The organism is Mesorhizobium temperatum (assembly GCF_002284575.1).
In the GTDB taxonomy this organism is placed as follows: Bacteria; Pseudomonadota; Alphaproteobacteria; order Rhizobiales; family Rhizobiaceae; genus Mesorhizobium; species Mesorhizobium temperatum.
Genome location: NZ_NPKJ01000050.1, coordinates 63,419 through 86,004 on the forward strand (window position 1 = coordinate 63,419; position 22,586 = coordinate 86,004).

25 protein-coding genes and 2 tRNA genes are annotated in these 22,586 nt (G+C 60.8%); 10 read left to right on the plus strand and 17 right to left on the minus strand.

The window, feature by feature from the left end; translation table 11 throughout:
• Window positions 1-16 precede the first annotated feature (16 nt).
• A complete protein-coding gene (gene argS / locus CIT26_RS17670; RefSeq protein ID WP_095493769.1) occupies window positions 17-1,774 on the minus strand; it encodes an arginine--tRNA ligase in 1,758 nt (585 codons plus the stop codon).
• Window positions 1,775-1,847: 73 nt separating this feature from the next.
• A complete protein-coding gene (locus CIT26_RS17675; RefSeq protein ID WP_095493770.1) occupies window positions 1,848-3,062 on the minus strand; it encodes a deoxyguanosinetriphosphate triphosphohydrolase in 1,215 nt (404 codons plus the stop codon).
• A gap of 73 nt (window positions 3,063-3,135) precedes the next feature.
• Here CIT26_RS17675 and erpA point away from each other — a divergent pair, with 73 nt between their 5' ends.
• The 4 genes from erpA (at window position 3,136) to CIT26_RS17695 (ending at window position 5,070) form a co-directional block, all read left to right on the plus strand.
• Window positions 3,136-3,483 carry an iron-sulfur cluster insertion protein ErpA gene (erpA, locus tag CIT26_RS17680; protein ID WP_095493771.1) on the plus strand — a complete coding sequence of 116 codons (348 nt, stop codon included), beginning with the start codon at window positions 3,136-3,138 and terminating at the stop codon, window positions 3,481-3,483.
• A 3-nt stretch (window positions 3,484-3,486) separates the two neighbouring features.
• Window positions 3,487-3,879 carry a VOC family protein gene (locus tag CIT26_RS17685; protein ID WP_095493772.1) on the plus strand — a complete coding sequence of 131 codons (393 nt, stop codon included), beginning with the start codon at window positions 3,487-3,489 and terminating at the stop codon, window positions 3,877-3,879.
• 7 nt (window positions 3,880-3,886) lie between these two features.
• Entirely contained in the window at window positions 3,887-4,681 is a 795-nt protein-coding gene (xth, locus tag CIT26_RS17690; protein WP_095493773.1) for an exodeoxyribonuclease III, read from the plus strand.
• Between the two features lie 98 nt (window positions 4,682-4,779).
• The gene (locus CIT26_RS17695) at window positions 4,780-5,070 is read left to right on the plus strand and encodes a hypothetical protein (RefSeq protein ID WP_095493774.1); all 291 of its coding nucleotides are present in this window, start codon (window positions 4,780-4,782) and stop codon (window positions 5,068-5,070) included.
• 65 nt (window positions 5,071-5,135) lie between these two features.
• Here the strand turns inward: CIT26_RS17695 and CIT26_RS17700 are convergent, their stop codons facing one another.
• From CIT26_RS17700 to CIT26_RS17740, 9 genes are all read right to left on the minus strand, one after another.
• Window positions 5,136-5,972: a tetratricopeptide repeat protein gene (locus tag CIT26_RS17700; protein ID WP_095493775.1), complete on the minus strand. Its 837-nt coding sequence runs from the start codon at window positions 5,970-5,972 to the stop codon at window positions 5,136-5,138.
• Window positions 5,959-7,683: a dihydroxy-acid dehydratase gene (ilvD, locus tag CIT26_RS17705; RefSeq protein ID WP_095493776.1), complete on the minus strand. Its 1,725-nt coding sequence runs from the start codon at window positions 7,681-7,683 to the stop codon at window positions 5,959-5,961. Before ilvD ends, CIT26_RS17700 begins: the two co-directional genes overlap by 14 nt.
• A 279-nt stretch (window positions 7,684-7,962) precedes the next feature.
• Window positions 7,963-9,171, minus strand: coding sequence for an OmpP1/FadL family transporter (locus CIT26_RS17710; RefSeq protein WP_095493777.1), 1,209 nt, complete (start codon window positions 9,169-9,171; stop codon window positions 7,963-7,965).
• Window positions 9,172-9,604: 433 nt separating this feature from the next.
• Window positions 9,605-12,388 carry a valine--tRNA ligase gene (locus CIT26_RS17715; protein WP_095493778.1) on the minus strand — a complete coding sequence of 928 codons (2,784 nt, stop codon included), beginning with the start codon at window positions 12,386-12,388 and terminating at the stop codon, window positions 9,605-9,607.
• A 221-nt stretch (window positions 12,389-12,609) separates the two neighbouring features.
• Complete coding sequence (locus CIT26_RS17720) at window positions 12,610-13,512, minus strand: PopZ family protein (protein ID WP_095493779.1); 903 nt, start codon at window positions 13,510-13,512, stop codon at window positions 12,610-12,612.
• 213 nt (window positions 13,513-13,725) lie between these two features.
• Entirely contained in the window at window positions 13,726-15,126 is a 1,401-nt protein-coding gene (locus CIT26_RS17725) for a TolC family outer membrane protein (RefSeq protein WP_095493780.1), read from the minus strand.
• 186 nt (window positions 15,127-15,312) lie between these two features.
• Window positions 15,313-15,981, minus strand: a complete 669-nt coding sequence (locus tag CIT26_RS17730) for a protein-L-isoaspartate O-methyltransferase family protein (protein WP_095493781.1) — start codon at window positions 15,979-15,981, stop codon at window positions 15,313-15,315.
• 107 nt (window positions 15,982-16,088) lie between these two features.
• Window positions 16,089-16,162 (minus strand) — tRNA-Cys (locus CIT26_RS17735).
• Between the two features lie 325 nt (window positions 16,163-16,487).
• Window positions 16,488-16,748 carry a hypothetical protein gene (locus tag CIT26_RS17740; protein ID WP_029353198.1) on the minus strand — a complete coding sequence of 87 codons (261 nt, stop codon included), beginning with the start codon at window positions 16,746-16,748 and terminating at the stop codon, window positions 16,488-16,490.
• A gap of 221 nt (window positions 16,749-16,969) precedes the next feature.
• Between CIT26_RS17740 and CIT26_RS17745 the strand changes: the two genes are divergently transcribed.
• The 3 genes from CIT26_RS17745 (at window position 16,970) to CIT26_RS17755 (ending at window position 18,127) form a co-directional block, all read left to right on the plus strand.
• Window positions 16,970-17,044: transfer RNA gene (locus CIT26_RS17745), tRNA-Asn, on the plus strand.
• 157 nt (window positions 17,045-17,201) lie between these two features.
• Window positions 17,202-17,696 (plus strand): hypothetical protein, encoded by a 495-nt coding sequence (locus tag CIT26_RS17750; protein WP_095493782.1) that lies wholly within the window; start codon window positions 17,202-17,204, stop codon window positions 17,694-17,696.
• Window positions 17,687-18,127: a hypothetical protein gene (locus CIT26_RS17755; protein ID WP_095493783.1), complete on the plus strand. Its 441-nt coding sequence runs from the start codon at window positions 17,687-17,689 to the stop codon at window positions 18,125-18,127. Before CIT26_RS17750 ends, CIT26_RS17755 begins: the two co-directional genes overlap by 10 nt.
• Window positions 18,128-18,202: 75 nt before the next feature.
• Here the strand turns inward: CIT26_RS17755 and CIT26_RS17760 are convergent, their stop codons facing one another.
• A complete protein-coding gene (locus CIT26_RS17760) occupies window positions 18,203-18,553 on the minus strand; it encodes a hypothetical protein (RefSeq protein ID WP_095493784.1) in 351 nt (116 codons plus the stop codon).
• A 123-nt stretch (window positions 18,554-18,676) separates the two neighbouring features.
• Entirely contained in the window at window positions 18,677-19,117 is a 441-nt protein-coding gene (locus CIT26_RS17765) for a hypothetical protein (protein WP_095493785.1), read from the minus strand.
• Window positions 19,118-19,192: 75 nt separating this feature from the next.
• On the opposite strand from CIT26_RS17765, the gene CIT26_RS17770 reads away from it, so the two are divergent.
• Both CIT26_RS17770 and CIT26_RS17775 read left to right on the plus strand, forming a co-directional pair.
• Window positions 19,193-19,429, plus strand: a complete 237-nt coding sequence (locus tag CIT26_RS17770; RefSeq protein ID WP_245319464.1) for a helix-turn-helix domain-containing protein — start codon at window positions 19,193-19,195, stop codon at window positions 19,427-19,429.
• Window positions 19,426-19,761: a hypothetical protein gene (locus tag CIT26_RS17775; protein WP_095493787.1), complete on the plus strand. Its 336-nt coding sequence runs from the start codon at window positions 19,426-19,428 to the stop codon at window positions 19,759-19,761. Before CIT26_RS17770 ends, CIT26_RS17775 begins: the two co-directional genes overlap by 4 nt.
• A 274-nt stretch (window positions 19,762-20,035) precedes the next feature.
• On the opposite strand, the gene CIT26_RS17780 is transcribed toward CIT26_RS17775, so the two are convergent.
• Entirely contained in the window at window positions 20,036-20,320 is a 285-nt protein-coding gene (locus tag CIT26_RS17780; protein ID WP_095493788.1) for a hypothetical protein, read from the minus strand.
• Window positions 20,321-20,677: 357 nt separating this feature from the next.
• On the opposite strand from CIT26_RS17780, the gene CIT26_RS17785 reads away from it, so the two are divergent.
• Window positions 20,678-20,902 (plus strand): hypothetical protein, encoded by a 225-nt coding sequence (locus CIT26_RS17785; protein WP_095493789.1) that lies wholly within the window; start codon window positions 20,678-20,680, stop codon window positions 20,900-20,902.
• Window positions 20,903-21,156: 254 nt separating this feature from the next.
• Here the strand turns inward: CIT26_RS17785 and CIT26_RS38815 are convergent, their stop codons facing one another.
• The 3 genes from CIT26_RS38815 to CIT26_RS17805 all read right to left on the minus strand — a co-directional run bounded on the left by CIT26_RS38815 (window position 21,157) and on the right by CIT26_RS17805 (window position 22,586).
• Complete coding sequence (locus CIT26_RS38815) at window positions 21,157-21,429, minus strand: DUF982 domain-containing protein (RefSeq protein ID WP_095493790.1); 273 nt, start codon at window positions 21,427-21,429, stop codon at window positions 21,157-21,159.
• Between the two features lie 209 nt (window positions 21,430-21,638).
• Window positions 21,639-21,872, minus strand: a complete 234-nt coding sequence (locus CIT26_RS17795) for a hypothetical protein (RefSeq protein ID WP_143747862.1) — start codon at window positions 21,870-21,872, stop codon at window positions 21,639-21,641.
• Between the two features lie 426 nt (window positions 21,873-22,298).
• A complete protein-coding gene (locus CIT26_RS17805; RefSeq protein ID WP_425350355.1) occupies window positions 22,299-22,586 on the minus strand; it encodes an ATP-dependent DNA ligase in 288 nt (95 codons plus the stop codon).

Consider the following 22,586-nt stretch of genomic DNA (forward strand, 5'->3'; position numbering starts at 1 on the left):
GGTTTTTTAGTCAAACCTAACGCATTTCGGTGGGCGCATCGGCTCCGATCAGCGTCAGGCCGGACGTCAAAACGTCCGAAACAGCCTGCACCAGCCCTAGTCTGGCATGCGTCAATTGTCGGTCGTTAACCTTAACAAAACGTAAGTCCGGATTCTCGGTGCCGCGGTTCCAATGTCCGTGGAAGCTGGAGGCGAGATCGTAGAGGTAGAATGCCAGCCGGTGCGGCTCGAGCGCAAGAGCCGCGGATTCAATCAGCCGCGGATATTCGGCAAGCTTCCTGATCAGGCCGATCTCGCCTTCGTCGGTCAGCGAAGCGGTGGCGGCGGCCAGCCGACTGCGATCAAAATTGGCCTCGCCCAACTGTTCGCTCGCTTGCCGGAACACCGAATGGCAGCGCGCCGAGGCGTACTGCACGTAGAACACCGGATTGTCCTTCGACTGCTCGGTCACCTTGGCGAAGTCGAAATCGAGCGGCGCATCATTCTTGCGGTAAAGCATCATGAAGCGGATCGGGTCGCGCCCGACCTCCTCCACCACTTCGCGCAGCGTCACGAAATCGCCCGACCGCTTCGACATGCGCACCGGTTCGCCCTCGCGAAAAAGCTTCACCAGCTGGCAAAGCAGCACGGTAAGCTTCACCTCGTCGCCGCCAATCGCCCTGGCGAGCGCCTCCAGGCGCTTCACATAGCCGCCATGATCGGCGCCAAGCACATAGATCAGTTCGACGAAGCCGCGATCGACCTTGTCCTTCAAATAGGCGACGTCCGCAGCGAAATAGGTGAAGGTGCCGTCCGACTTGACCAGCGCCCGGTCCATGTCGTCGCCGACCGCCGTCGAGCGGAACAGCGTCTGCTCGCGATCCTCCCAGTCGTCCGGCTTCTCGCCCTTGGGCGGCGGCAGCTTGCCCTTGTAAATGTGGCCCTTGAGCGTCAGGTCGTTGATCGCCGAGCGGATTTTCCGGGCGTTGTCAGCGTGCAGCGTGCGCTCCGAGAAAAAGACGTCGTGATGCACATTGAGCAGCGCCAGATCCTCACGGATCATCGCCATCATCGCATCGATCGTCCTGTCCTTGACGATGGCAAGCGCTTCCTCGTCGGGCATCTGCAGCAAGGAGCGGCCGAATTCGCTGGCCAACCCCCGGCCGACCGGGATCAGATAGTCGCCCGGATAAAGCCCGGCAGGAATCTCGCCGATATCATCGCCGAGCGCCTCGCGGTAACGCAGCATGGCAGAGCGGCCGAGCACGTCGATCTGCGAACCAGCGTCGTTGATGACATATTCCTTGGTCACGTCATAACCTGCGAAGGCCATCAGATTGGCGAGCGCATCACCCACCACGGCGCCACGGCAATGGCCGACATGCATCGGTCCGGTCGGGTTGGCCGAGACATATTCGACGTTTGCCTTCTTGCCGCCGCCGACGGTCGAGCGGCCGTAATTGCGGCCTTCGCCGAGCAGCGCAGTCAGATGCACCTGCCAGAACGCGTCCCTGAGCCTGAGATTGACGAAGCCCGGACCGGCAACGTCTGCAGCGGCGATGTCGATGTCGGCGCGCAGCGCCTGCGCCAGCCTTTCAGCCAGTACGCGTGGCGACTGGCCAGTCGGCTTGGCCAGCACCATCGCCGCATTGGTCGCCAGGTCGCCATGGCTGGCGTCGCGAGGCGGCTCGACGGCGATGCGCGACAGGTCCAGCGAACCGCCGTCCTTATCTTTCAAATCAAGCGCTTCGACAGCTCTGGTGATTCGCGCGTTGAAATCGGCGAAGATGTTCATTGGTGTGGCTCTGGGGTGTGGCTCTGGCGGCTTTGCAGGAATCCGGCTTATTGGCCGGCAAATCGAGCTCGGCCTAGCTTAATTCAGGCGTATGGTCAAACAAACGGCGGTGTTCTTTCAATGCGTAGGTATCCGTCATGCCCGCCAGGAAATCGGCGACGCTGCGCGCCTTGATGCGATCGTCGGCCCGGTCGAGCCCTTCGCGCCAGCCATCGGGCATGGCGCGCGGATTGGCGAAATAGACCTCGAACAGGTCGTTGACGATCTGCTCGGCCTCGTTGCGCACGCGCATGACCTCGCTGTGCCGGTAGAGATGCTTGTAGAGAAAGGCCTTCAATTCCTTTTCGAACGCGGCCATTTCGGCTGAAAAGGTCACCATCGTCTCGCCTGCCGCCCTTACCGCGTCGGCGCTGTCCGGCTTGATGCGGGCCAGATTGGCGGTGGTGGAAACGATGACATCCTCGACCATCATCGTGATCTGCCGGCGCATCAGTTCGTGCCCTGTCCTCACATCGTCGAGCGCCGGATAGCGCCGGCGCACGCCTTCAAGGATCGAGCCGGGCAGCGAGATCTTTTCCAGCATGTCCAGCGTCAGGATGCCTGACCTCAGGCCGTCGTCGATGTCATGGGTGTTGTAGGCGATGTCGTCGGCGATTGCCGCGCACTGCGCCTCGATGCCGGCGAAGCGGTCGAGCTCGAGATCGTGCAGCTCCGAATAGTCTCGGATCGCTTGCGGCACCGGCCCCTTCAGGCCTTTTCCCCTGGCGTCGGTCAGCGGGCCGTTGTGCTTGACCAGCCCGTCCAGCGTTTCCCAGGTGAGGTTCAGCCCGTCGAATTCGGCATAGCGGCTCTCCAGCCGCGTCACCACGCGCAGCGATTGCGCGTTGTGGTCGAAACCACCCCAGACAGCCATCTTGTCGTTCAGCGCATCCTCGCCAGTATGGCCGAAGGGCGTGTGGCCGAAATCGTGCACCAGCGCCACCGCCTCGGCCAGGTCCTCGTCGCCGCGCAGCGCCCGTGCCAGGGCACGCGCAATCTGCGCCACCTCGATCGAATGCGTCAGCCGGGTGCGGTAATGGTCGCCCTCATGCGCGACGAACACCTGCGTCTTGTGCTTCAGCCGGCGGAATGCCGTCGAATGGATGATGCGGTCGCGGTCGCGCTGGAATGGCGTGCGGGTCGGGCTCTCCACCTCGTCGAACAGGCGCCCGCGCGACTTTGCCGGATCGCAGGCATAGGCTGCGCGCGGCCGATAGCCGAATCCGATGTCGCCCAACTCATTTGTCATCGCCGCTGCCGCAGTTGACTTGCCCTCTCGCGCTTCATACCTATCATGTGAAACCGAAAGCAAGGTGACGCCCATGGGCGCTGATGCCAAGACTGCCATGAAAGTCGAGATGACTGACGCTGCCGCCAGGCGGATCGCCAAGATTATATCTGGCGAAGCCGGCAAGAAGGCGCTGCGCGTTTCGGTCGAGGGCGGCGGCTGCTCCGGTTTTTCCTACAAGTTCGATCTTGTCGACACGCGCAACGATGACGACGTCGCCATCGAGAAGGACGGCGCCACCGTGCTGATAGACGACCTCTCGCTGGTCTATATGGGTGGCTCGGTGATCGATTTCGTCGACGACTTGATGGGCCAGTCGTTCCAGATCAGGAACCCGAATGCGGTCGCCTCGTGCGGCTGCGGCACCAGCTTCAGTATTTAGAAAATGCCTGCCATTAGCGCGGTCCGTCAGGTCGCGCTTTCAGCCGGGCGCGATCTCGATGCAACGCTGACGTTTTGGCATGACGTGCTCGGCATGACGGTGCACGCACGCTTTGATCCGCCCGGCATCGCCTTCATCATGGCCGGCGACGTGCGGCTACTGTTCACCGATGGCCTGCCGGCCGGCACCGTCTATCTCGACATTTCGGGCCTCGACGATTTTCACGCCTCGGCAAAAGCCGCCGGAGTCCCCTTCACCGCGCCGCCGATGCTCGTCCATCGCGATACCGAGGGCCTGTTCGGGCCGGCGGGGGAAAGCGAATGGATGGCCTTCCTAAAGGACCCGGCAGGCAATACGATCGGCCTGGTCGAACGTCATCCGCCGGAACAGCAATGAGGCCGTCATGAAAATCGTCACCTGGAACATCAACGGGATTCGGGCCCGCATCGGCAATTTGACCCACTGGCTGACGGAAAGCGCGCCCGATATCGCCTGCCTGCAGGAGATCAAGACGGTCGACGAGCAGTTTCCGCGCGCCGAGATCGAGGCGCTAGGCTACAACGTCGAAATCTATGGCCAAAAGGGTTTTAACGGCGTCGCCATCCTGTCGAAGCTGCGCTTCGACGAGGTTATCAGAGGCCTGCCGGGCGACGATGCCGACGATCAGGCGCGTTTCATCGAGGGCGTGTTCTCGACCGACAAGGGCGCGTTGCGCGTTGCCTCGCTCTACTTGCCGAACGGCAACCCGATCGATGACGAGAAGAAGTTCTCCTACAAACTGTCCTGGATGGCGCGGCTGGAGCGCTGGGCCGAGGAAAGGCTCTCGCTCGAAGAGGCCCTGGTGTTGGCCGGCGACTACAATGTCATCCCCGAATACATTGATGCGAAATTCCCGGAGAACTGGCTCGGCGATGCGCTGTTCCAGCCGCAGACCAGGCAGGCGTTTCGCCGGCTGAAGAATCTCGGCTTCACCGAAGCCGTGCGCGCGGTCACCGACTCGCCGGACATTTTTACTTTCTGGGATTATCAGGCCGGCGCCTGGCAGAAGAACAACGGCATCCGCATCGATCACTTGCTGCTCTCGCCCGAAGCCGCCAACCGCTTTTCCTCGGCCTCGATCGAAAAGCACGTGCGCGCCTGGGAAAAACCCTCCGACCATGTGCCGGTGGCCGTCGAACTGGCTTTTGCGCCGATCTGATCATTTCGAGGTCCGGATCGCAGGATTCCCGGTTGATGGACCGTCATATCGCCACAATCGGGGGTTCCGCTGCAGTCCGGGTTCGGCCGGGGTTCAGGATGACGATCAGGTTTGCGATTTGCCTATGTGCCGCCGCGCTCGCCCTCGCGGCGACGCCGGCCTTTGCCGATCCTGAATGCCTGGCCAACGGAAAATCATTCCAGATCGGCCAGGTCGCCTGCCTGACGCTTTCCGGCCGGAGCCACCTCGCCCGCTGCGACATGGTGCTCAACAACACGTCATGGACAAAGATCCGGGACGATTGTCCGGGAACCACGCTGACGCCGCCGGCCACGCCGATTTCAACGCCGGAGTCCGGCCTCGTTCCGACGAAACCGACCGAGAATTGATCTCGGCTGTCCGACTTCGAGATACCCAGTCTTCCTGACTATTGGCTTTGTGACTGGCTTCGCGACTACTGGTCGCCGCCGCCCTTGGTGAGAATGTCGTCGGCCAGCGAAATCGCGGTGCGGCGGTCGGCCTCGCCCGCGGCCGCAAACGCCTCTTCCTGCATGCCACGTATCCATGGCTGGTCGGAAGGCGAGGCCCGTTCGAGTGCCGCGGTCATCATCGCCAGCCCCCGAACGATCTTGCCGCTCTGGAAAAGCAGGTGGCCGAGCGTCGCCTGTGCGCCGGCATGCCCTTTTTCCGCAGCGAGTTGGAACCAGCGCCCGGCCTGCTTGAGGCTAGCCTTGACGCCGCCCTTGCCATTCAGAAAGATCTGGCCCATCTCGAACTGGGCATTCGGGTTGCGGTAATTGGCGGCGGCGCGCATGTAATATTCCTGGGCCGCCACCTCGTTCTCTGTGATGGGGCTGCCGGGGATGCCCTTCCTCAGATAATCGCCGAGCGCCACGAGCGCGTCCGACACATAGCTCTCTTCCGGCGAACCGGGCTCGACGTCCTGGTCGGCGATCTCGCTGAAGAACTTGAACGCCGCGTAATCGTCGCGCTCCACGCCGTCACCCTCGGCATACATACGCGCAAGCTTCCAGGTGGCGCCGATCTGGCCGTTTTCGGCCGCGTACTTATAAGCCTCCGCGGCCTGCTCCTTGCGGCCGTTCTTATAGGCGGAGAAGCCGAACTGAAACACCGCCCACGGGCTGGACTGCGGCTTCACGCCGGTCTTGTCGTCGAACACCTTGTCGTCGAAGGCCATGGCCTGGCCCGCGGCGCCCAAGGTCGCGCCAAAAGTGGCGATCGCGACCAATGCCGAAAAGACAGACGACCTCAGCAACTCAGATATCCGCATAACAATGTGTTTCTTTCGCACCACCGGGATGGGTGACCGCGCCGTCGCGGGCAGGCCCTACCGTTTGCGCATATTTCCAGATCGCGCCCGACTGATAGTCGGTCGCGCGCGCCTTCCATGCCTTCGCCCTGGCCGCCAGTTCGGCGTCGGACAGCGCCACCTCGATCGTGCCGCTCACCGCGTCGATCGAGATCAAATCGCCATCCCTGAGCAGCCCGATCGGGCCACCCACGGCGGCTTCCGGCCCGACATGGCCGATGCAGAAGCCGCGTGTCGCGCCCGAAAAACGTCCGTCGGTGATGAGAGCCACCTTGCCGCCCATGCCCTGGCCGTAGAGAGCAGCCGTCGTCGATAGCATTTCGCGCATGCCCGGACCGCCGCGCGGTCCCTCGTAGCGGATGACGAGGACCTCGCCTTCGCTGTAGCTGCGATCCGTAACCGCCTGGAAACATTCCTCTTCCGAATCGAAGCAGCGTGCCGGACCAGAGAATTTCAGCTCCGACATGCCCGCGACCTTCACGATCGCGCCTTCGGGGGCAAGGTTTCCCTTCAAGCCCACGACGCCACCCGTTTGGGTGATTGGTCGGTTGGCGGGACGGACCACATCCTGGCTATCATTCCACGCAACGTGCTCCATATTTTCGGCTAAAGTGCGGCCGGTCACCGTCAGGCAGTCGCCATGCAGATAGCCGTGGTCGAGCAACGTCTTCATCAAAAGCGGAATGCCGCCGGCTTCGAACATGTCCTTGGCGACATATTTGCCACCCGGCTTCAGGTCGGCGATGTAGGGCGTCTTCTCAAAGATCCTGGCAACGTCGAAGAGGTCGAACTTTATCCCCGCCTCATGCGCGATCGCCGGCAAATGCAGCGCTGCGTTGGTCGAGCCGCCGGTGGCCGAGACGACGGTCGCCGCATTCTCCAGCGCCTTCAGCGTGACGATGTCGCGCGGGCGGATGTTGTTTGCGATCAGCTCCATGATCTTTTCGCCGGCGGCGAAATTGAAGCGGTCGCGCATCTCGTAGGGCGCCGGCGCCCCGCAGGAATAAGGCAGCGCCAGACCGATGGCCTCGGCGACGGTGGCCATGGTGTTGGCGGTGAACTGGGCGCCGCAGGAGCCGGCCGACGGACAAGCGGCTTGTTCGATTTCGAGGAGTTCGGCGTCACCGATCGTGCCGACCGAATGCTGGCCGACGGCCTCGAACACATCCTGCACGGTGATCTGCCGGCCCTTGTAGGAACCGGGCAGGATCGAGCCGCCATAGATGAAGATCGACGGCACGTTGAGCCGCACCATGGCCATCATCATGCCGGGCAGCGACTTGTCGCAACCGGCAAGGCCGACCAGCGCATCGTAGCAATGGCCGCGCATGGTGAGTTCGACCGAATCGGCGATGACCTCGCGCGACACCAGTGACGATTTCATGCCCTGGTGGCCCATGGCGATGCCGTCCGTGACGGTGATGGTGCAGAATTCGCGTGGCGTGCCGTTAGCCGCGACGACGCCCTTCTTGACCACCTGCGCCTGGCGCATCAGCGAGATGTTGCACGGTGCCGCCTCGTTCCAGCAGCTCGCGACACCGACCAGCGGCTGCGCGATCTCGGCCGCCGACAATCCCATTGCATAGAGATAGGAGCGGTGCGGCGCGCGCGCCGGACCGACGGTCACATACCGGCTGGGCAGCTTGGCCTTGGAGATGACTCTGGCGTTCATACTCTTCCCTTGCCGCGAGCGGTGCGACCTGCCCCATTGCCGAGCCTTTTGGCACATGCCCTGAGACGAATTCGAGGTGCGCCGGGTTTATGGCGGGAAGTAGGCAATGTCGGCGGGCGCCCTTGTGGCGCGAGGGTTGTTCAGAAACTGTTGCCAAAACATCACGATCGCGAGAGGCAGAGGGAAGCGGCGTCGTTGCAACGCCGCTTGGTTGCCGGGAAGCCGCCCTCAAGTAAAAAGCCGGGCATGACCCGGCTTTTTACTATTGAAAACATGTATTTAGAACTTGACCTTCACCGAAGCTGAGCCGGCAAGGAGCAGATCGTCGTCGTACGTGTAGGTGATGGCATTTGCCGTATCGCCAACACCGGTGAAGGTTGACGACCCACTGGTCAGAACACCGATCGAACCACCAAGTCTGACCTCGATCTTGTTGTTCGGCGAATAAGAAATGCCGCTGGCCACGGACCAGGTGTCCGACTGATAGCCGGAGGTCGTCGAGGTTCCACGGTCCCAGGTCAGCGAAACCGCGCCAGACAATTGGTCGGTGAACTTGTGAGCTATGCCGCCCGAAACCGTCCAGCCATCGCGATAAAGCAGATCGAAAGAAACGGGCGAGGGTGTACCGAAAACCGGGTTAATCACGCCGTTAATTGGAATAATTCCAAGCTTGCTCCACTCCTGCCAGCGAACCGAGCCAAAGGCCAACCAGCCAGGCGCTATACCGCTCTGCAGCTTGAATTCCACGGCCTGGGGTATCTCGGCCGAGGCGGAGACAGGGAACACTCCGGTAACATTTCCTAGCGGCCCACCTGCAAATCCGGTCGTGTCGACGGTTCCCGACAGTCCGTCATATTTGTAGCTCGAAGAGTACATCAAGCTTGCGCGCAAGGCGATTTCGGGAATTTCATAAGCGGCGCCCACGCGCCAACCCCATGCCTCGTCGGAAAGCTTGAATTTTCCGAGGCCGGTATTGCCGAAGGCCAGCAAGGTCTGGCGCGACAGAAACGCATCGACCTCCTGGTAGGAGACGCCGCCGATGAACCGCAGGGAGCCCTTGCCGACGTTTATCTTGTAGGAGCAGGTAAGGCCGAAATCATTTGTTTTGACGTAGTATTCGACCGCGGTTGGCGAATAGGCGTTGTTCATTCCGAAGTCTGCCTCCGCACCATACGGTTCCGTATAGCTCGCAAGGCAATCCACTGGTTCAAAAATGTTGGCCTTGATACCGATGCGCGGCACCGCATAGTCGCCGCCGACATCCACTGACGAAGACGACATTCCCGAGCCATCCAGGCGCTGCACATTCTTCAGTGTGCGCTGTGGCGAAACATAGGTGACGCCGGCGTCGAACGAATATGGCGCGGCATCAAACAACTGGTCGATGTTGACACCGCCCCGGTCGAAGCCGCCCGCGTTCGCAACGCCCGAAATCAACAGCGAAAAGCACCCCGCCCCCAGCAGCGCTTTCAGACGCAAATTGTTCATGACTCTCCTCCCCGAATACGAATGGACGAAGCTAGAACCAATTCAGGTTAACGGCGCAACAACGAATTCTCGACGCGTACATGTACGCCTTCGCCGACCGCATTTTAGACAAAGTGACAGCTTCACCGCAGAGCGGGAAAACGGCTCATTTGGCTGCAAATCGAGAAAAAAACTCGGAAAACTCGCATGGAACGGCGCAAAAACGGCCCGTTTTGCGAGAACCAACCCCATTGTTACATTATGGCAACAATAGGGCTAAAACATTCCGTTTACGTCAAGATTTACGCTGCGGAATGCCTATTTTCGTGGCAGGAACCCCGTCCGAAAAGCAGGTTCGGAGACTCGCGAACCTAGAGCATCGGCCCCAAAGCGGCGCCCGGTTTTGGGACAATGCGATGCTCAGAAAATCCGATTCTCAAACACCAGAGATAGGTCAACCGGCTTCACGCACCCGTGTCAGCGCCACCGAAAGCTTTTCTTGCGCCTCGCGATATTCGGCGAGTTTTTCGCGCTCGGCTTCCACGACATCTTCCGGCGCGTTGGCGACGAATTTCTCGTTGGACAGCTTCTTGTGCAGGCGGGCGATCTCTTCGGTCACCTTGACCAATTCCTTCTGCAGCCGCGCCGCCTCGGCAGTAAGGTCGATCAGGCTGCCCAGCGGCAGGCAGATGGTCGCCTCGTTGAGCACGATCTGGGCGGAGCCTTTGGGCGCCGCATCGACCAGCGAGATGTCGCCGACCCGTGCCAGCCGCTTGATGGCCGACGCCTGGCGCTCAAGCCTTTCGTGGGTTGCGGTATTTGCGCCGATCACCATCAGCGGCGCTATCGCCGCCGGCGGCACGTTCATTTCCGAGCGCACGGAGCGGATGCCCGAGACGAGATCGACCAGCCAGTTGATGTCGGCGGCCGCTGCCTCATCCTCAAAGTCTGGCGACGGCCACGCGGCATGGCAAAGCAGCGACGGCCGTTCCTTGCCCTCGCCTGATGTCTCAGCCCACAGCTCTTCGGTCATGAATGGCATCATCGGATGCAGCAGCTTATAGATCTCGTCGAGCACGAAGGCGACACAAGCCCGGCTTTCGGCCTTGGCAGCCTCGTCCGGACCTGTGAACACCGGCTTCAGCAGTTCCAGGTACCAGTCGCAGAACAGGTTCCAGACGAAGCGGTAGGCCGCACCTGCAGCCTCATTGAACCGGTATGAGGTGATGCCGTCGGTGATTTCGCGCGCGGCGCGCGTCAGTTCGGTCAGGATCCAGCGGTTGACCGCCAGCTTGGCGTCGTTCAGCCAGAACTCATCGTTCCTCGCGACGTCGTTCATCTCGGCAAAACGCGTCGCGTTCCACAGCTTGGTGCCGAAGTTGCGGTAGCCGGCGATGCGGGCCGGATCGAGCTTCACGTCGCGCCCTTGCGCGGCCATGACCGTCAGCGTGAAGCGCAGCGCGTCGGCGCCGTATTCGTCGATGAGTTCGAGCGGGTCGATGACGTTGCCTTTCGACTTCGACATCTTCTGCCCGTTCTTGTCGCGCACCAGCGCATGGACATAGACGGTGTGGAACGGCTCCTCGTCCATGAAATGCAGGCCCATCATCATCATGCGGGCGACCCAGAAGAAGATGATGTCGAAACCGGTCACCAGCACGTCGGTCTGGTAGTAGGTCTTCAGCTCCGGCGTCTGGTCCGGCCAGCCAAGCGTCGAGAACGGCCACAGCGCCGACGAGAACCATGTGTCGAGCACATCCTCGTCGCGGGTCAGGATCTCGCCCGGCTTGAAGTTTTCGAGCTTGTCCTCGACCCAGGCCTTCCATGGCCCTTCCAGCGCCAGATAATATTCGACGGCGGCTGCGAGCGCCTCCTCCTCGGTCTTCTCGACGAAGACGCGTCCGTCCGGCCCGTACCAGGCCGGGATCTGGTGACCCCACCAGAGCTGGCGCGAAATGCACCAGGGCTGGATGTTCTCCATCCAGTCGAAATAGGTCTTTTCCCAGTTTTTCGGCACGAAATTGGTACGGCCCTCGCGCACCGAGGCAATCGCCGGCTTGGCGAGCTCCGCCGCGTTCGCATACCATTGTTCGGTCAGGAACGGTTCGATCGGCACGCCGCCGCGATCGCCATGCGGCACGGCATGGCGATGCGGCTCGACCTTTTCGAGGAAACCGCCCGCTTCCATCAGCTCGACGATCTTTTTGCGCGCGACGAAACGATCGAGGCCGTCGAGCTCATCCCAGACGGCCTGGCGCTCGGGCGTCACCTCCAGCCCGGCGAGAAAGTCGTCATTGTCCGTGAGGGCGACCGCCGCCTCGACGGTGAGAATATTGATCGCCGGCAGCTTGTGGCGCCTGCCGACCTCGAAGTCGTTGAAGTCATGCGCCGGCGTGATCTTGACCGCGCCGCTGCCCTTTTCCGGATCGGAATATTGGTCCGCCACCACCGGGATCTTGCGGCCGACGATCGGCAGGACGAGGTTCTTGCCGACCAGATGCCGGAAACGCTCGTCGTCGGGATGCACCGCCACCGCCGTATCGCCCAGCATCGTTTCGGGACGCGTCGTCGCTACGGTGATGAAGGTTTTTGGATTTTCCGGATCGAAAACCTCGCCCTCGACGGGATAGCGGAAATGCCAGAGATTGCCGTTGACCTCCTGCTGTTCGACCTCGAGGTCGGAAATCGCAGTCAAGAGCTTCGGGTCCCAGTTCACAAGGCGCTTGTCCTTGTAGATCAGGCCTTCCTTGTAGAGCGTGACGAACACTTCGAGCACCGCCTTGGACAGGCCCTCGTCCATGGTGAAACGCTCCCGGCTCCAGTCGGCGGAGGCTCCCAGCCGCTTCAACTGGTTGAGGATCGCGCCGCCGGATTCGGCTTTCCACTCCCAGACTTTCTCGATGAACTCATCGCGCGTCAGGTCGCGGCGGTGGATCTGCTTCTCCATGAGCTGGCGCTCGACCACCATCTGCGTGGCTATGCCGGCATGGTCCATGCCGGGCTGCCACAGCACGTTCTTGCCGCGCATGCGCTCGAAGCGCACTAGAATGTCCTGCAGCGTGTTGTTGAGCGCATGGCCCATATGCAGCGAACCGGTGACGTTCGGCGGCGGGATGACGATGGTGAAGGCTTCCGCGCCCTCCTCGGCGCCTGCGCCGGCACGAAACGCGTCGGCCTCCTCCCAGATTTTGGCGATCTTCGGCTCGACGATTTTAGCGTCGTAGGTTTTTTCGAGCATAGGGAAATGGTCCGAGCTGTCGGGTTTTTGCTGGTCCGGTGTAAATCGGAAGGTTTTGGCCAAGTCAACCGCGAGGCGGCAGGCGAGCGGGCTCGCCTGCCATACAGATAGATCGGACAAGATCACAGGCAATGCCACTGCCGAGCCCGTAGGCATTGCATCGCGCATCAACGAAGACGCCGCCCGCAGCGGCGGGGTTCATCCGTCGACCGTCGGAATTATTACTGCGCGCCGCGCGCCACGCGTTCGATTTCCTCGCGCACCAGCCGCTCGACCAGCGTCGGCAGATTGTTGTCCAGCCAGTCCTGCAGCATGGGCCTCAGCATCTCCTCGGCCATCTCGTCGAAGGTTTTCTTGCTGCGGCTGGCGAACGCATCGGAAAGCTCGCCGAAGGCGGCGGCAACTTGCCGGCCCGTATGTTCGGAAAGGATCGCCGGACGAGCCGATGGCGCCTCGCTTGCCGGGCGCGCCAACCCGCTTCGCGACGGGGCCGGCTCGAAAGCGGGTTCGGCCGCGTCGAAAACCTCGGGCTTCGGTTCGGCGTCCGGCGTCCGTCGCCCCTCGGCCGCGTCCGGGGCCGTGTCCGGCTTGGCCGCGGTCATCGCTTCGCCGACGGCGGCGATCTCACGCCGCCAATCGGCAACGATGCTGTCGGTCGTCTCCGCAACCCTTGCCATCGCAGGCGCATCTAGCTCTGGCTTGGCGGCCGGGACCGGTTCGGCCGCGACCCTGGCACCAGCAAGCGTCACGGGCGCTTTGACCGGAGCCGGATCGGAATGCACCCGCGGCTCCATGCGTGCGATGACGGGCTCGACGGCCGACGGTTGCGCCTGCACCTCGGTCAGCGTGACCGGCCCCCTGGCGTCCAATCCTGAACGCAATTCGGAGCGAAACGCGCTCACCTCCGGCGGCGCTCCGCCTCCCTCCGGCGGCGCCCCGCCTGCCGCCGCTGGCGCCCCGCCTACCGCCGGTGCCGGCACGGCAACCGACACCAAATCCTGCAAGAGGTCGTTCGCCTCATCCGGCTGCTTGCGGCCGGTATCGTTGTCCTCGATGATCCTCCGGATGGAAGCCAGTATCTCCTCCATGGAAGGTTCGCGCTGTACGCTGCTTGCCGTCGCCATCGTCACATCCGCCGCCCTTGTGACTCGTTGCAGATTTCCTGTCCGGCCAAAGCCGGATTCGAATCATGGCGACAGGGTAACCGACGGATCGCGTTACGAGAATCCCCAATCTGAGGGCATGTTGGATTTCAACAGATTAGAGCCCGCGCATTCCTTCGAACGCGCGGGCTCTAATGCCTTGAAACTGGACGGGATTTGAAACTGCTGGCGCGATCAGCGGCCGTCCGGGGTGCGCAGGCCGAACCACTTGTCCTTGACCGCATTGTAATGCTCTTCGGGTCTGTATTTCGTCACCTGAAGGGCGAGACGATCGACCGAAAGACGACCGACCGCCGAAAGGATGGCATAGCTCGCCACCACCAAATCGCGTTCCGAACTGGCCTGATTGATCTTGGCGGTGATGAGGGTGGCCTGGGCGTTGAGAACGTCGAGCGTGGTGCGCTGGCCGACATTGCGCTCCTCGATGACGCCGCTCAAGGCAAGCTGCGCGGCGGCGATCACCTGCCTGTTGGCCACCACGGTTTGCTGGGCGGCGATATATTGCGTCCACGCCGAGGTCACGGCTTGTCGCACGGTGTCGCGGCTGACATCGACCTCGATCCGGGCTTGGCTGAGCGATTCCTTATTCTGACGCACTATCGCCGACGTCCGCCCGCCCGAATAGATCGGTATAGTCAAGGTGGCACCGATGTTGGCCGAATTGGTTGTGCCATCCTGCCCCGTATCGGCAGAGCCCGGAATCGTTCTGCGATAGGCGCTGGAAACGCCGGCGGAAGCCGAAAGCTGCGGCAGCAGCGCGCCTTCGGCCGATTTCACCGAAAACGCCGCCGCGTCGACCAGATGCTGGGTGGCGAGGATGGCCGGGTGCTCAATGGATGCGATCGCGATCGCCGCATCGAGGTTCGACGGCAACAGCTTCGCCAGCGGCGAAGCGGCCCTGAGCCTGCCTGGCTCGTCGCCGACGATCTGGCGATAGGTCGCAGCGCTTGCCAGCGCCTGCGCGCGGGCGGCGGCCAGTTCCGCCACAGCGGAGGAGCGCTCGGCATCGGCCTGTGCCACGTCGGTGCGGGTGCCTTCGCCGACGTCGAAGCGCGAACGCGCCGCGCGCGCCTGCTCGGTCAGGAACTGCAGGTTTTGCTCCGTCAGCACCGCCACTTGGCGATCGCGAATCACGTCCATGTAGGCGCTTGCCGCGTTGAACAGAATGTTCTCTTCGGTGTTGCGCAGGCTCTCGACCGAGGCGCGGACCTGCGCTTCGGCGGCGGCGACGTTGTTCCTGGTCTGAAAGCCGTCGAACAGGGTCTGGTCGATCTGGACGCCGAAGTTGCCGGTGGTCAACGAGATGTTTCGGTTCGGCCCGCTGCGGGGATTGAAATGGCTTCTGGAGAAGTCGATGTCCGCGGATCCGGTGATGACCGGACGCCAGCCGGACTTGGCGATGGCGACGCCCTCGTCGGTGACGCGGACGCCGGCACGAGCCGAATTGAGCTGGGAATTGTTCTGGTAGGCTTTTGAAAGTGCACCGAGAATGGTTTCCGCCGAGGCGGCCAGCGGAGAAAGCGCGGTCGCCGAGAAGAGGACGGCGGCAAAAAGGCTCTTGCGTAAAGACGGCACGTTATTCCCTCATTCGTTTTGCATGGGAACCACACCGCGCCGGCTTCTCCCATTTGAGCAGCCGGCGCGATGTGTTTCAGGTCCCCTGCTGTCAGCCCCCAAAAGAACACCCCGGTTATGCGGATCAGCAACGATTGTTCAAGCGCAAGCGAACATGACAACGCCTTTGCCGCAAGCCAAAATCACTCAGAATTCAAACGCACGAGCACGTTCAAATCCCGGTAGTGGCTTAATTGCCGCATTAAATGCGCCTCTTCCGGTTACAACCCCCCTTGTTTTCAAAAACAATCGGGCCACACCCGAATTCCCCTGCCCTTCGACGGCGACGAGCCGGCCGCCTTCCGCAATCTGGTCGAGCAGCGATTCCGGCACTTTCTCCACGCTGCCGCCGATGAAAATGACGTCGTAGGGTGCTCCCGCGGCATGGCCTTCCGGCAGTGGTCCCTTGACCACGCTGACATTGTCGCAGCCCAGCGCCGAAAGCGTCGACATGGCGGTCTCGGCCAATGCCGGATCGCTTTCCAGCGCAACGACCGACTTTGCCAGCCGCGACAGGATCGCCGTCGCATAGCCGGTGCCGCAGCCGACATCGAGCGCCGAATCGCGAGGGCCGATCTCGGCCAGTTGCATCAGCTTGGCCAGTGGCGAAGGCTCCATGAGATAGCGTGGGCCGTCCGCTGCATTGGCAATGCGGATGTCCTCGTCGATATAGGCCAGATCGCGCTGGCCGGGGGCGACAAACGCCTCGCGCGGCACGACAAGCATCGCCTCGAGCAGCGGCGCGCTGGTCACGTCGGTGGTGCGGATCTGGCCATCGACCATTTTCACCCGACGTTCGGCAAAATCAGCGCTCATCTTCCAACCAATCCGCCCAAAACCAATCTGCTTGCCGCGCCAAGACCGCGGCGCATTTCGACCGGAACTCAAGCCCCCTGGCGCTGGTGCGCGGAAGCTTGGGCATTTGGAGGCCTCGCCCGGAATCGAACCGGGGTGCAAGGATTTGCAGTCCTCTGCGTAACCACTCCGCCACGAGGCCTCATTGCTCCCGGCGTTCCACCCGGTTCCAATAGGTTGCGGCGAAAATGCCGTCAAGCGGCCATGGTGCATTCCGGACGGTTTCCCCTCGGCCATGATGCCACGCATCGAATCGTCGATACGCATCCTGCAATTAAGATATTAGTTAATTGTTAAGTACGGAGTGGGGCAAAGGGAGGATCTGGACCTTACATAGGGTAGCAGAAGATCCGCCATTCTGAAAGGAGAGCTGCGAGGGCCGGAAAAAGCGCTCCGGGCATTGGCCAGATTTAGCCGAGCCGGAAAGACGCCCCTTCACGGAAGCTTGCCCCTGCAGTGCAAACCCGTCAGTTCGGCCGCCGCCGCCGCTCCCACCACACGACAAGCCGGCGCCGGTGGCGGCGCACCAAGGCAAACTCGTAGGAGAGCACCAGCAATCCGATCGGAATCATCCAGAATCCCAGGATCGGCAGGAAGCCGAGAATGCCGCCGAAGATCAGCACGACGCCGATCGCAATCCTGAGGCCGCGCGAACGCGGCATGGTGAACTGACGGCCGAAGACCGATATTTTCCGTGCCGGTGGATGGTTGTGGCTCGCTGCGCTCATGTCTGGTCGGTGATCCGTTCGGGCAAAGTAAAAGCACCAGGTGACGAAAGCCGCAACCGCGTTTTCGGTTCCGCGCACCCCGTCAGACGGCTCATATGAGGACGCGCGCACATGATTGCCAGAAATCGTGGCGCGAAAAAGCGTCGAAAAATACGAAATGCTTCTTTGCAAAGCCGAAACGGGTTTGCTATAGGCTGCGCCACTCACATGAGAGCCTCTGTTCCCCGGTAGCTCAGTGGTAGAGCAACCGGCTGTTAACCGGTTGGTCGCTGGTTCGAATCCGGCCCGGGGAGCCAACATTTCCAAACACTTAGCTGAACGATCACTGCGCTCAACAATTGACAAGCCCTCTCAGGGCAACAATTGGGGCAACACCGAAGATTCGTTGAACCAGTCGTCGCTTCCATTCAGGTTCCGTGCGATTGTCCCCGCCTGTGGGTGGGGGAGACTGGCTTGGACACTTTGATAGCGTCGGCAGCGCTGGCTTTATCTCTCGTTGCTCTTGTCATGTCCGTCTACTTTTGGAGGCGGCAATTTAGGCCCATCGTCACGGCGATGGTGAAAACCCACGCCGGTGGCAATAACGGGATTGCCTATATTCTCGTCGTACTCAATTCCGGTTCCATTCCAGCCCGTGATATCAAGTTCGAGGTCGTCAGCCAGGTCGCCTTGGCTGATTCTTTCGGCTCCGGTGCCGACGGGGACAACAAGAAGAGGTGGCTGGCTTGCTTTGATGCGACCACAGTAATCCCCCTACTCCACAATGGAGCGCACCTTTCATGCTCATTCGGTGCGACGGAGGAAGGCGACCGAGGTTTTTGGAAGAACCGTCGCGCCGAGATCCCTATCATAATTCGCTACAAGGGCTGGTTCGGCAAGGCCTACGATGAGCGCCAAACCCTGCGGATTGTCGACTCTGACAGTTTCACGGGATTCATGTGGGCGTGAAGATGCGGCGGTCGATATCGGCAAGTGCGCTCTTGGCAACCTTTGTGTGGGTTGCACCTAGTACCGCCGGACAATCGTTCTCGTGCTCGTTCGGTGAGCCGGCCTGCCTGGATTACGGCGCCGTCGTCTGCAAGAGCAGCGCCACATGCGTTGCCAAGGATGCGGTCTGCTTCGATTCCTACACCTGCGACTATCAGGGCTTTGTCTGCAAATCGAAGTTCGATGTCGCGGTTGACGCTTACGATACGCAACTCAGGAAACACAATGAGCTTGTCGACAAGTTTAATGTGCTGAACTCGGCCTACGAAGAGGTTCAGGCCGAAAAGGCCGCGGCCTTTTTAGAGTTGGAGGCCGCTCAGGCAAAGGCGCGGCGAATGTCGGACTGTATCGATCGCGTCGACACCATCGAGGGAGCCAAAGCCTGTTACTGATTTGTCATTCCGCTCCCGAACATGAAAAGCCCGCCACGGGTGAAGCAGCGGGCTCTGGCCCTTATTTGGGGCGTGTTAGATCCAGCGGTCCCGGCGCTGGTCGCCGGCCACAAGAACGAGGCCCAACAGCAAGCCTACAGCCGCGCCCAGTATGAAGGCGGACGACACCGTGCCAGGATTTTCTTGAACGACACCGGAAGCCGTAGACGCCCTTTTGCGAAGTGCTTGCGTTGTCCGAGACACGCTATCGGCCGCGCCCTCATACCAACCAGTGGCTTCCTCGACCACCTCTTCAGCGCGCTCCGCGAGCGTCCGATTGATCTTGTTGATCTCGCGCTTCAGCTGCGCAACTTGCTTCTCCAAGGCTTCCTGAGCTTCGCGCTGCGTCTCCGTCCGTGTTGCGGCTTCGTTTGGGTCGTCGACCATTGTGATCTCCCTTTGGGTGGGGCTCAACGGCCGCCGCAGCGTAAGGTTCCTCAGCGACAAAAAAAGCCCGCCGCCGTGAGGCAGCGGGCCATGTCGCCTGATCAGTGCCGCCCCGTAGGCCCTTCAAGAAACTCCATGTGACCTCTTCCAGTCCATCTGGTTTTGCTGCAACCGGGTTCTGACAAAATCCCTGATCGATTGGAAATCTTCGCCTCGGGCGCACATCTCTTTCACGGCGGAGATGATCGCTATAAATTCTATCCTCAACTGCCTCGCCTCGGCCGGCGGCAGCTCCAGCAGCATTGCATCGATACTTGTTTTCTTCCTCGTAGCTGAGATCGCGTCAGCGTCTACCTCGGCTCGAAAGTGCTCATGGTTGATCATGTTCATGTGAGAATCCTTTCCGATTGAGGAACTCCCCGCTTCGCCCAGTCCAGATGATTCGGCTTTAGGGGAGGTAACCGCCGCAATGGCGACGGCGCCGATCCCGGTGAGGATGGCGCGGCGAGAGATCTTTTCGATGGGCATGCCTTCGGCGGCAGCCCGAACAGGGATGTTCGGCATTTGGCTTTCTCCCGGGACTGTGCTATTTGCACATTGTGTAATTTACACATGTGGAAATAACACACAGGAGACTATGTGACAAGCGCACAGATGAGAGCCGCCCGCGCCTTAGTGAATTGGAGCGTTCGCGATCTCTCGGAAAGATCCGGGGTTCACCGCAATACGATCACCAATTTCGAGACCGGCAAGTCTGGAGGCGATCCAGACACGCTTGCAAAACTCCTTCGCGCGCTCGAAGCGGCCGGTATCGAGTTCATCCCCGAGAACGGCGGCGGCGCCGGAGTGAGGCTTAGGAAGAGTGGTATGAGATGATGGTGCCAGATCTGGGCAGCCGGTCGATCACAGCTGAGGCCATCGCAGAGATTGAACGTCCGGTGGGGCAGCTTCTCTTAGGGTATGCCCTTCTCGACCATCAGTTGGATTTTTGGCTGATGGCGATATTCGAGGTTGCGAGAAAGCAAAAACTCGCCAGCAAAATGCCCCATCAGATTGGCGACAAAATAGGCCTGCTGGGAAAGTGCTTCACCCGTTTAGCTGAGTTTTCGAAGCATCGACATCAGGCCCTGAGGTTGTTGAAAGAGGCTGACGAACTAAACAGCATCCGAAACACCATCCCACGGCGCGTTATCTCATTTCGGCGTTGATCCGGGACCAATGCTAGTCTTCGCTCGACTTCGCTATAGCAAGGGCCACGGCATTCACCTTCTCAAGGATGAAGTCTTGACTTTCGCTCAAATCATTGACGCGGCTAGCAGAGTGAGCGACGTAGTCGCCGAGATGCAGGGAATTTCTCAGGTTTTGCATGGACGATAAACATGCGCCTCAAACACGCTCTCCATGTAGGTTGTCTGCGGCTTGTCGGTCATAAGGTCGAACAGATCGTCCCTCACAGGGTCGAGCAGATCGGGCCGGTTGTTGTCATTGAAGTGCCCCACCAGGAAAGCCGATGGAATCTGTGTTATCCGATCCTCGTTCAACGGCATGTGCGATTTGTTTCAGCATCGCATGAGCCGCGCCAGCCGACATGACGAGGCGGCACACAATCACGTGTTCGAACTTTCCACGCTCGTAGATCGCTCGCTGCCGGCTGTAAAATATGCACCGGAAATTCCCGTCTCCCAAATTTTCCATGTCGGCCATCCCTGAAATGAAGACATCGGGGATGATGGCCGTTTCGACTAAGTCCATGATGGGATCGGTCATGATGCGTCTCCCCAATTGCCCCCAATTGCCGGGTTCCAACACCCGGCGTTGCTGACACCTGCAATTTTGCAGGCTAACGGAGCAACTGTCGTTTGATCAACTTGGAGATTGGGGGTAGCCGGCACCTGCAATGGGAGAAGGATCTGCATGCCGCATCCGCCTTACTATATTAGCAGTAGCGCATGAATGGAGTAGAATGCCACCCCAGCCGGCGCCGCTCTCAATCCCCTCACGCCGGTTGCCCGGCGCTGCTGGCCACCCCGCCGTGGCTGCTGGGCCGCTCGAACTTTTGCCCGTCAAAAGTTTGGGGCCGGAACGCTTGCTTTTCTCGAGGGTTGGGATGCAGGAGATGCAGGCGTGGCCAAGAAGCCGTCCATCGCCGAAATGTTGCGACGAACCTCTGACCAACTGAAGAGGATCCGGAAACGCGTCGCCAATGGCGGTCACGTGGACCAGATGCAAGAGGTCGATGCCCTAGTCGGCCTCGCCAAAGAAATGGCCGACCGGCAACTAGCCGGGTTAGAAAGCCCGGCAGATGAAAACGATGGCTCTGTGCAAGACGGTGACGATGCAAAGGACTGAGCGCTATTCAACAAGAAGCCGGCCCATGCACGGAGGGACCGGCTTTTGTCGCCTGCGTTCATGCAACCCGCTCTCGCGGGCAAAGGCGACGAAGCATGTTAACGCACAGCACGAACGGTGGTTCCGTTTCGAAAAACGTTCGAGCAACCGACCACGTTTTAGCACCAGATGCTGTCTGAGCGGGCCGCTCCACCTCATCACATCAGGTCTTCAGCAACCCCGTCAAATTTCTTAAGGCCTGCGCTTGGACGCTTTCACTTAAGAAGTCCCTGTTCAGATGCGGCCGCCTTGAAAGCAGCGAACGCAGCTTGGAGACTGCAATGTCCGGCCAGGCATTCCTCGATCATTCGGATTGCTTCAAGCCTGGACGGCTTTTCCATGAGTGGCCATGGTTGCTGAAGCGCCGTCCCGGCGTCGGCTATCGAAGCGACCACCGTCGGCTTGTGATTCAGGTAGACTGTAATCGGAATGAACGCCGCCATTTTTATCGCTCGCCAAGATTGAAGGTGGCTAAACGCGAAGGCCATGGCGGTGGTTGCATCATCGCGACTAACGCCTCACTGAGAACGCTCGACGAGGAAAGCGAGACCGACGGCAACGCGTAGGACTTCCGCGATCACGGAAGTTACATGAATCGCCAACCCCGGTAGTTTTCAACGGCGGACCCCAATCCGCCCAGGCCGGCGCCCTTACAGGCAATCTACCCCAACGCCCCCCCAAGCGGCGCCGGCCACTTTCAGCCCCTTCGTTCGAAAGTTGGCTTCCAGTCGCGATTGCGCGCCCGCTGCTGGCCTTCGTAGTCAGGAATGCATGTGAAGAACACCTGCCGGCGGTCACGACCGGCAGCCTTGCAATTTGAGCACACAAAGAGCCCGACCAGGTCGTCATGCATCGAGCCGTGGTGACGGCCGAGCCTGTCAATCAGCGCCTGGATGTCGAGCTCGATTTGCAGCACATCGGGTGCGCACAATTGACATAGATGGTTTCGCGGGCGGCCAGAGTGTCGGCGAGGGTCTTTCGAGGCATGGCGATCTCCATTGAAGGGGCTCGCCGCAACGGGAGGATTATATTCCTGAATGCTGATCCCTGCCACTGGTGTCGAAGCGCAGAGACAGCAAGTACCGAAGTGGAAACTCGACGGCCTGGCTAAAGACGAAATGCTACACTGTCGGGGAATTTGAACTGCTCGGCGTCGAGCGTGAGGCTGGAAAGCCCGCATTCGCCCTGATGGCCGAGCCTGGGACCCGCAAATATGTTGGCAGCGCTTTCGTCAGTGTCAATCGCGAGATGCGGGAACGGCTATGGAAGCGGGTCCAGGAACATGCCGGGCCACCGCCAAAGGAAATGCCAAAGCGGCCGGCAACGCAGTGGGTCAAACCAGGAATCAAAGCCCGCATCAAGCACCTCCGGGGCGAGGAAGACCTTCGCCATGCCTCGCTGCAGGATTTTTGGGATGAGAGTTAGCGACCTCGAGGCCGGCCTTGTCGACAAGATGAAAGACCGCGGCGCCAGTGCCCGGGAGCGCCTGGCTGAACTGGATGCGGATGTCAGGCGGGATGATGCCGGCAAGGATGTCGCGGCGCTCTTGGAGCGCCATGTCGCCCAGGTCGTGGCCGTTGAGGTGCAGCAGATCGAAGGCAACAAAGTAGAGATCGTGCTGGCGCCGCGTGAAGGCCTTACGCAA